Here is a 7,833-nt window from a genome sequence, read left to right as displayed (position 1 = left end):
TATGTGATGACGCGGGGCCGCCCGGTCTCGATGCCGTCGATCGGGAGGACAGGGCGTGCCCGAGGTCTCCACCCAGTCGCGCACCGTCCCGGTTCCCGGTGGCGTGCTCGAGCTCTCATGGGCAGCTGCCACCGACACCGGGCGCCGGCGCGAGGTGAACCAGGACGCGTTCTTCGCGGACTACCCCCTCTTCGTCGTCGCCGACGGCATGGGCGGTCACGTCGGGGGAGAGATCGCCAGCGCGAGCACGATCGAGCGCCTCACGGCGGTCGCCGATGCCGGCGTCGTGAACCCGAAGACGATCGAGAAGGCGCTCGCCCGTGCGGTGAAGGACATCGCGTCGCACCCCGAGGCGACCGATGACGGCACCGGGACGACGGTGACCGGGGTGTTCCTCGACACGAGCGGCGAGGCCGCCCACTGGGTGACGCTCAACATCGGCGACTCGCGCGTGTATCTCGTGCGCGACGGGGCCATCGTGCAGATCACGACCGACCACTCCGTCGTCCAGGAGCTCGTGGCCGCCGGACGGCTCAGCCCCGAAGAAGCCGAGAACCACCCGTACGGCAACGTCATCACGCGCGCGGTGGGCCCGAGCGACGGCGTGAAGCCCGACTACGTCCGCCTCGACGTCGCCGACGGAGATCGCTTCGTCATCTGCTCCGACGGTCTGACGAAAGAGTTGACGGATTACGGCATCCGCCATTTCCTCGACGAGAACGCCGACCCGGCCGCCGCGGTGACCGCGATGCTCGAGGCCGCGCTCGAGAACGGCGGCCGCGACAACATCACGATCGTGGTGCTCGACGTCGCCGATCCGGCCGCCGCGCGTGACCGCGACCACGCAGGCTCGGCCGAGCCGGAAGCGGCCGCCGACCCTGCCGACGCCGACACCGGACCCATCGACGTGGCGGGCGGGGCCGACCCCGAGGGCAGCGCCCCTTCCTCCGCAGACGCCGAGTGACGCCAGTTCTCCCCAGAACGACGCAGACGCCCTCCGGCGCCGAGGCGTCCGCGGTGGACTCTGAGGGTGCGATCCACCCTCCACTCCCTGCCTTCCGCTGACGGGTCTGCCGTCGACGATCGGCCCCCGGCGCTGACGGATGGCGAGGCCCTGACCCTCCCCGCCGCGTGGGTAGCGCCCTCTCGTCCGCCACTGCCGCTGGTCGCCGCCGTGGTCCCCGTCGTCGGGGCCGTCGCGCTGTGGCTGGTGACGGGGTCGATCTTCTCGCTCTGGTTCGCGCTGCTCGGACCGCTGCTCGCCGCAGCCACGCTGCTCGACGCGCGCCGCGCGGCGCGTCGTGACGGACGCCGCGCAGCGGTCGACGCCGCCCAGGCTCGTGAGCGCGTGTCGCGGGCGGTGACGGCGCGTCACGACACCGAGCGGGCGCAGCTGTGGGCGCGGCATCCCGACGTGGCGCGGTTCGACGTCCGCCCGGACGACATCTGGCGCGGCGGTGCCGTCCGATCGATCGTCGTCGGCGGAGGCGAGCGCGTCAGCGGAGTGCGGATCACTGGGGGCGACGGGGATGCGGATGCCGCTGCCCTGCGTCGTCGTGCCGGCCGGCTCGACGCCGCCCCGGTGACTGTGGCCGCCGAGGGCGGGGTCGTCGTGGTCGGCGCCGACGCCTTGGCAGCTGCTGTGCAGCGAGCCCTCCTCCTGCAGCTGTGCCTCGCGCACGCGCCGGGCGAGCTGCGGATCGTGGGCCCCTGCGACGACGAGCTGGCGTGGGCGGCAGCGCTGCCGCATCGCGCCGCCCGCACGGGGGTCCGGGTCGCGGTCGTCGCGCCCGGCGGCCGGGTTCCCGCGGATGCCGAGATCGCCCTGGCCCGCAGTCGGCCCGGCGACCCGCTGCCGCCGCAGTGCGCCGCCGTCGTCACCGTGGCGTCACCCGGGAGGGCGCGACTGGAGCTGGCGGGGGAGGGCGCCGAGCTGGCGGTGGAGGCGGTCTCGCTCCCGCAGGCCGAGGCGATCGCCGCCGTGCTCGCGGCTCGCGCCGAGCAGAGCCTCGGCCTGGCCCGGGATTCCGCGGAGCCGGTCCTCCTCGCCGCGCTGCGTGCGGAGCAGTCCGGCCGCGGCGAGGATGGGGGAGGCCTGCCGGCGGTCATCGGGCGGGCCGGCGCCGAGCCGTTCGCTGTGGACCTGGTGCACGACGGGCCGCATGCGGTGGTCGCCGGCGTCACCGGCTCCGGCAAGAGCGAACTGCTCATCACGTGGATCCTGTCACTGTGCGCGACGCGGCCGGCCGATGAGGTGACGTTCCTGCTCGCGGACTTCAAAGGCGGCACCGCCTTCGACGCCCTGGCCGACGTGCCCCACGTCACCGGCGTCATCACCGACCTCGACGGCGCGGGCGCGCGGCGGGCGATCGAGAGCCTGCGGGCCGAGCTCCGTCGACGGGAATCGGCGATCGCGGCCGCCGGCGCCCGCGACATCCTCGACCCGCGCGTGCGGCTGCCGAGGCTCGTGGTGGTCGTCGACGAGTTCGCGGCCCTCCTGGCCGACCACCCCGAGCTGCACGCCGTGTTCGCCGATCTCGCCGCGCGCGGCCGCGCGCTCGGCATCCACCTCGTGCTGGGCACCCAGCGGTCGGCCGGGGTGATCCGCGAGAACCTGTTGGCGAACTGTCCGCTGCGGGTCAGCCTGCGGGTCACCGACGCGAGCGACAGCCGTGCGCTCCTCGGCGTGGACGATGCCGCGCTGCTGCCGGGCGGAGCTGCCGGGCGCGGTGCCGCGCTCGTCCGGCGCGCCGCCGACAGCCAGCCGATCGCCGTGCGCATCGCGCTGTCAGGGCCCGAGGACGTCAGAGCCGCCGTCGCGCGCGTCGGTGACGAGACGCCGCGCCGGCCCTGGCTGCCCGATCTGCCGGGTCGCCTCGCGCTCGCCGAGATCGCGGACCGCCCGGACGCACCGGTCGGCGCGGTGCTGCTGGGTCTGGCCGACGAGCCCGAGCGGCAGCGTCAGCCCGTCGTCGCCCTGACCTCCGCCGATCGCGGACTCCTCGTGCTGGGCGGACCCGGGTCGGGCGTGTCGAACGTGCTCGACCTCGTCTGTGCGCAGGCCCCGCGGAGTGTGCGACTGCCTGCCGATCCGGAGGGGCTGTGGGATGCCGTCACCGCCCTCGCCGAGCAGCCCCCCTCGGCCGGCACGCTCGTCGTGGGCGACGACCTCGACGCCATCGCCGGCCGGTTCCCCGTCGAGTACGCGGCGACGTTGTGGGAGCGGCTCGATCTCATCGTCCGGCGGGCCGGCGACGCCGGGGCCGTCGTCGTGGCGGGAGCACACCGCACGCCCGGCGCGGTCGCGCGGCTGGCCGAGCTGTTCCCCCGACGGCTGATGCTGCCCTACGCCACCCGCATGGATCATGCCGGCGCGGGCGGCGATCCGTCGTCGTTCGAGGCCGGTGCACCGGCTGGCCGCGGCCGGCTCGACGGCCGGACGATCCAGGTCGCCTTGGCGCCCCACACCGGACGCCCGCCGCAGGACGCCCGACGCGCGCCGCAGGACGCCACCGGGACGGACGCCGCCGCCCCGTGGGCGCCGTCGAGTCCGCTCACCGGGGTCGTCGCGCGTCGGTCGCCGGCGAGCCGCCAAGCGCTCGCGACCTGGGAGCGCGCCGGAGTCCGGGTGTGCGGGCTCGACGAGTACGCGGCAGACTCGTCGGCGGTGGCCGATGGCCGCGTCGTCGTGACCGGGGAACCGGAGGACTGGCAGCGGCACTGGCGCCTGCTCGCCGACGTGCGCGGAGACCACGACCTCGTCGTCGACACCTCGTGCGCGGCGGAGCTGCGCGTGCTCGCCGGGTACCGCGGCGTGCCGCCCTTCTGCGAGCCGGGACGCGGACGGGCGTGGCTCATGTCTGCGGGCGCCGACCCCGTCCGCATCGTCCTGCCCCTCGACGATTCCGGCCGAACCGTCAGGACCTCGCGTTGACCGTGCCCTCGTCGTGCACTTAGCGTCGCTCTGTGGCTACTTCCCCCATCGATCTCGATCGACCGGACGGCAAGGGGCTCGCGGCCGGCACGCTGGGACTATGGGGTTCCACCGTCATCGGCCTCGCCTCCACCGCGCCGGTCTACTCCCTCGTCGCAACGCTCGGCTGGGTGGTGCTCGCCGTCGGCGCCCAGGCGCCGATCGCGTTCATCGTCGCGTTCATCCCGATGCTGTTCATCGCGTTCGCCTACCGCGAGCTCAACAACGACGTGCCCGACTGCGGCACCACGTTCACGTGGGGCACGAAGGCGTTCGGCCCGGTCACCGGCTGGCTGGGCGGCTGGGGCGTCGCCGTCGCCGGCATGGTCGTGCTCGCCAACCTCGCACAGATCGGCGGCATCTATCTGTGGGCCCTCGTGGACGGGATCATCGGCAGTCCCGACGACGCGCTGCTGTCCGACAACGTGCCGCTGGTGACCGCCACGGGCGTCGTGTTCATCCTCGCGATGACCTGGATCAGCTGGCGCGGCGTCGAGATCGGCGAACGCATCCAGAACGTGCTGCTGGGCATTCAGTACCTCGCCCTCGCGATCTTCGTGATCGCCGCCGTCTGGCAGTTCTTCACCGGCACCGCGCCGAACCCGACTCCCATCGACTGGTCGTGGTTCAACCCGGTCGCGTTCACCGACTGGCACGGCTTCACCGAGGCCGTCCTGCTCGCGCTGTTCATCTACTGGGGCTGGGACACCTGCCTCGCCCTCAACGAAGAGACGAAGGACCCCAAGCGCATCCCCGGTCGCGCCGCGCTCCTCACGTGCGTGATCCTCCTCGTGACTTACGTAGGCGTGACGGTCGCGGCCATGATGTACGCCGGACTCGGCGACACCGGAACGGGCCTGGGCAACGAGGCCAACGCCGACGACTTCTTCCTCTCCATCAAGGACGGGCTGCTCGGCCCCTTCGGCTGGGTCCTGGTCGTCGCGGTGCTGATCTCGGCGGTCTCGTCGACGCAGACCACGATCCTCCCCACGGCCCGGGGCACCCTCGCGATGGCGGCCTACCGCGCGCTGCCGCGCAAGTTCATGAACGTGCACCCGCAGTACAAGACGCCGTCGTTCTCGACGATCGTCATGGGCATCGTCGCGAGCGTCTACTACATCGGAATGACCCTCATCAGTGACAACATCCTGCAGGACTCGATCCTCTCGCTCGGGCTCGCCATCGCCTTCTACTACGGCATCACCGGCTACGCGAGCGTCTGGTACTTCCGCAAGGACCTCTTCACCTCTGCCCGCAACCTGTGGTTCAAGGGCATCTTCCCGCTCCTGGGCGCGCTCATGCTCACGTATGCGTTCATCCAGTCGGCCATCGACATGTGGGACGTCGACTACGGCTACACGGTGCTGTTCGGCATCGGCGGCACGTTCGTCCTCGGCATCGGCTCGCTGCTGCTGGGCGTCGTGCTGATGCTCGTGTGGTGGATGTTCCCCGGCGCCAAGCCGTTCTTCCGCGGCGAGAGCCTCAACCGCGAGACCCCCGTGCTCGTGCCCGAGGATCCCGCCGAGTTCACCCGATCGATCGACGGCGGACTGGTCTGACGCCCCGCCTCAGAACGACGGATGCCGCCGCCCCGGGCTCGCGCTGAGCCTAGGGTGGCGGCATCCGTTCTTCGGGTCAGGCCAGCGCGGACTCCAGCGGCGCCAGGTCGAGGCCGTGCGCCGTCGCCACGCCGGGGTTCACGATGCGCCCGCCCTGCGTGTTGAGGCCGGCTGCCAGAGCCGCGTCGGCGCGCAGCGCGGCCTGCCAGCCGTGGCGCGCGATCTGGCGGATATACGGCATGGTCGCGTTCGTGAGGGCCGACGTCGACGTGTTGGGCACGGCGCCCGGCATGTTCGCGACGCAGTAGAACACCGTGTCGTGCACGCGGAAGGTCGGGTCGTCGTGCGTCGTCGGGTGGGTGTCTTCGAAGCATCCGCCCTGATCGACGGCGATGTCGACGAGCACCGAACCCGGCCGCATGCGCGACACCATGTCGTTCGTCACGAGCTTGGGCGCCTTCGCCCCGGGGATGAGCACCGAGCCGATCACGAGGTCCGAGGCGACGACGGCACGGTCGAGATCCAGCGGATTGGATGCCGCCGTCTTGACACGACCCTGGAAATGGTCGTCCAGGAACCGCAGGCGCTGGATGTTGGTGTCGAAGATCGTCACGTCGGCGCCCATGCCGGCGGAGATGTAGGCCGAGTTCGCCCCGGCGACACCGCCGCCGATGACCGTCACGGTCGCCGGGCGCGTGCCGGGGACGCCCGACATGAGCAGGCCGAGACCGCCCGCCGAGCGCATCAGCGTCGACGCGCCGACCATGGGGGCCAGGCGTCCGGCGACCTCGCTCATCGGCGCGAGCAGCGGCAGGCCGCCACCGGGCAGCTGCACCGTCTCGTACGCGATCGCCGTGACCCCGTCGGCGATCAGCCGGTCGGTGAGCGGACGGTCGGCCGCGAGGTGCAGGTAGGTGAACAGCACCAGGTCGTCGCGGAAGTACCCGTACTCCGACGCGATCGGCTCCTTGACCTTCAACAGCAGCTCGGCGCGAGCCCACACCTCGGCGGCGTCGTCCAGCAGCACGGCACCGGCGGCCTCGTACTCGGCATCGGGCATCGACGAGCCGACACCGGCGCCCCGCTGCACGAACACCTCGTGCCCGGCCGACGCGAGGTCGTGCACGCCGGCCGGAGTGAGGGCGACCCGATACTCGTTGTTCTTGACCTCGGTGGGGACACTGATCCTCATCGCCGATCCTTTCCGCTCCGCCTTTGGAGCGCTCGGGCTCCTCGTGGGAGCGCCTCTAGAAAGCGGGGCGGATCGCCCCGACATCTTGTCCGCCGCCGGTGACCGCGAGCGGAAGCCGCGACATCGTCTCGGTGACGGCGGACGAGTCCAATGCGCCGTGACGTTCCAGCAGGCGCAGGGCGACGGCGGTCGCGGCGCGGCCGCTGCCGTCGAGCATCTTCAGGGCGACGGTGGTGCCGTCCGGAGCGACCATCACCATCACGCCCTCCGCGCCGCCCTTGGCGAAGACGCCGAGGCTCTCGATCGCGACCGTGTCGGCGCGGCCGGGGCCGTCGATGGTCCAGGGGTTCGCCCGCACGGCCTCGACGAGCGCGCCGGCACTGCGGTGCAGCGCGAACGGCGACGTCGTCGACGAGTTGCCGATGCGGTGGATCGCACGGGCGAGGCCGAACAGCGTCATCGCGTACACCGGCGCGCCGCATCCGTCGACTGCGGTGGCGGCGACCTTCTCGCCGATGAGCCGCTCGATCGTCTCCCGGATGAGGAGCTGCACGGGGTGCTCGGGAGAGAGGTAGCCCGCGGTGTCCCAGCCGTTGACGACGCTGGTGAGCAGCATCGTGGCGTGCTTGCCCGAGCAGTTCATGCGGATGCGCTGCGGCTGGCCCAGCTCGCGGACCATCTCGTCGCGTGTGGCGGTGTCGCTCGGCCACGCGGCGGGGCATCCCAATGCGTCCTCGCCCAGCTGGGCGGACGCGAGGATCTCGCGCACGACGGCGACGTGGCGATCGGTGCCGGCGTGACTGGCCGTCGACAGACCGAGGCGTTCGCCCTCCAGCGAAGCGCCGGCAGACAGGCACGCGAGCGCCTGGAGCGGCTTCAGGCTCGACCGGGGCAGGATCAGCGCGTTCGGGTCGCCGAGCCTCTCGCTGACGGTGCCGTCGGCGCCGAGGACGATCGCGATGCCGGAATGCCGCGACTCGACGAATCCACTGCGTTCGACGACGGCGAGTTCCACGGCGTCGGCTGCGGCGAAGGTCTGCGGCACCCCGCAAGCCTACCGCCGACTCGGGTCGCCGCCGTCATGTCAGACTGTCCGCATGCTGGGTGAG

At 72.3% G+C, this 7,833-nt stretch carries 5 protein-coding genes; 3 read left to right on the top strand and 2 right to left on the bottom strand.

Going from position 1 to position 7,833, the window contains the following annotated elements:
• Nucleotides 1–55 precede the first annotated feature (55 nt).
• The 3 genes from ACTHNQ_RS11750 (at nucleotide 56) to ACTHNQ_RS11740 (ending at nucleotide 5,532) form a co-directional block, all read left to right on the top strand.
• A complete protein-coding gene (locus ACTHNQ_RS11750; protein WP_440333596.1) occupies nucleotides 56–964 on the top strand; it encodes a PP2C family protein-serine/threonine phosphatase in 909 nt (302 codons plus the stop codon).
• 66 nt (nucleotides 965–1,030) lie between these two features.
• A complete protein-coding gene (locus tag ACTHNQ_RS11745; RefSeq protein ID WP_440333594.1) occupies nucleotides 1,031–3,934 on the top strand; it encodes an FtsK/SpoIIIE domain-containing protein in 2,904 nt (967 codons plus the stop codon).
• A 32-nt stretch (nucleotides 3,935–3,966) separates the two neighbouring features.
• Nucleotides 3,967–5,532: an APC family permease gene (locus ACTHNQ_RS11740; protein ID WP_440333592.1), complete on the top strand. Its 1,566-nt coding sequence runs from the start codon at nucleotides 3,967–3,969 to the stop codon at nucleotides 5,530–5,532.
• 76 nt (nucleotides 5,533–5,608) lie between these two features.
• Here ACTHNQ_RS11740 and ald read toward each other — a convergent pair whose 3' ends face one another.
• Nucleotides 5,609–6,724 carry an alanine dehydrogenase gene (gene ald / locus ACTHNQ_RS11735; protein ID WP_440333590.1) on the bottom strand — a complete coding sequence of 372 codons (1,116 nt, stop codon included), beginning with the start codon at nucleotides 6,722–6,724 and terminating at the stop codon, nucleotides 5,609–5,611.
• 55 nt (nucleotides 6,725–6,779) lie between these two features.
• On the bottom strand, nucleotides 6,780–7,769 hold the full coding sequence (locus ACTHNQ_RS11730; protein WP_440333588.1) for an asparaginase: 990 nt from the start codon (nucleotides 7,767–7,769) through the stop codon (nucleotides 6,780–6,782).
• Nucleotides 7,770–7,833: the final 64 nt, after the last annotated feature.

Origin of the sequence: Microbacterium sp., assembly GCF_051953575.1 — a bacterium.
GTDB lineage: Bacteria > Actinomycetota > Actinomycetes > Actinomycetales > Microbacteriaceae > Microbacterium.
This window is presented reverse-complemented; position numbering and strand designations above follow the sequence as displayed.

Coding starts and splice junctions, on each gene's coding strand:
- ald (WP_440333590.1), bottom strand. CDS start 6,724: ATGAGGATCAGTGTCCCCACCGAGGTCAAGAACAACGAGTATCGGGTC.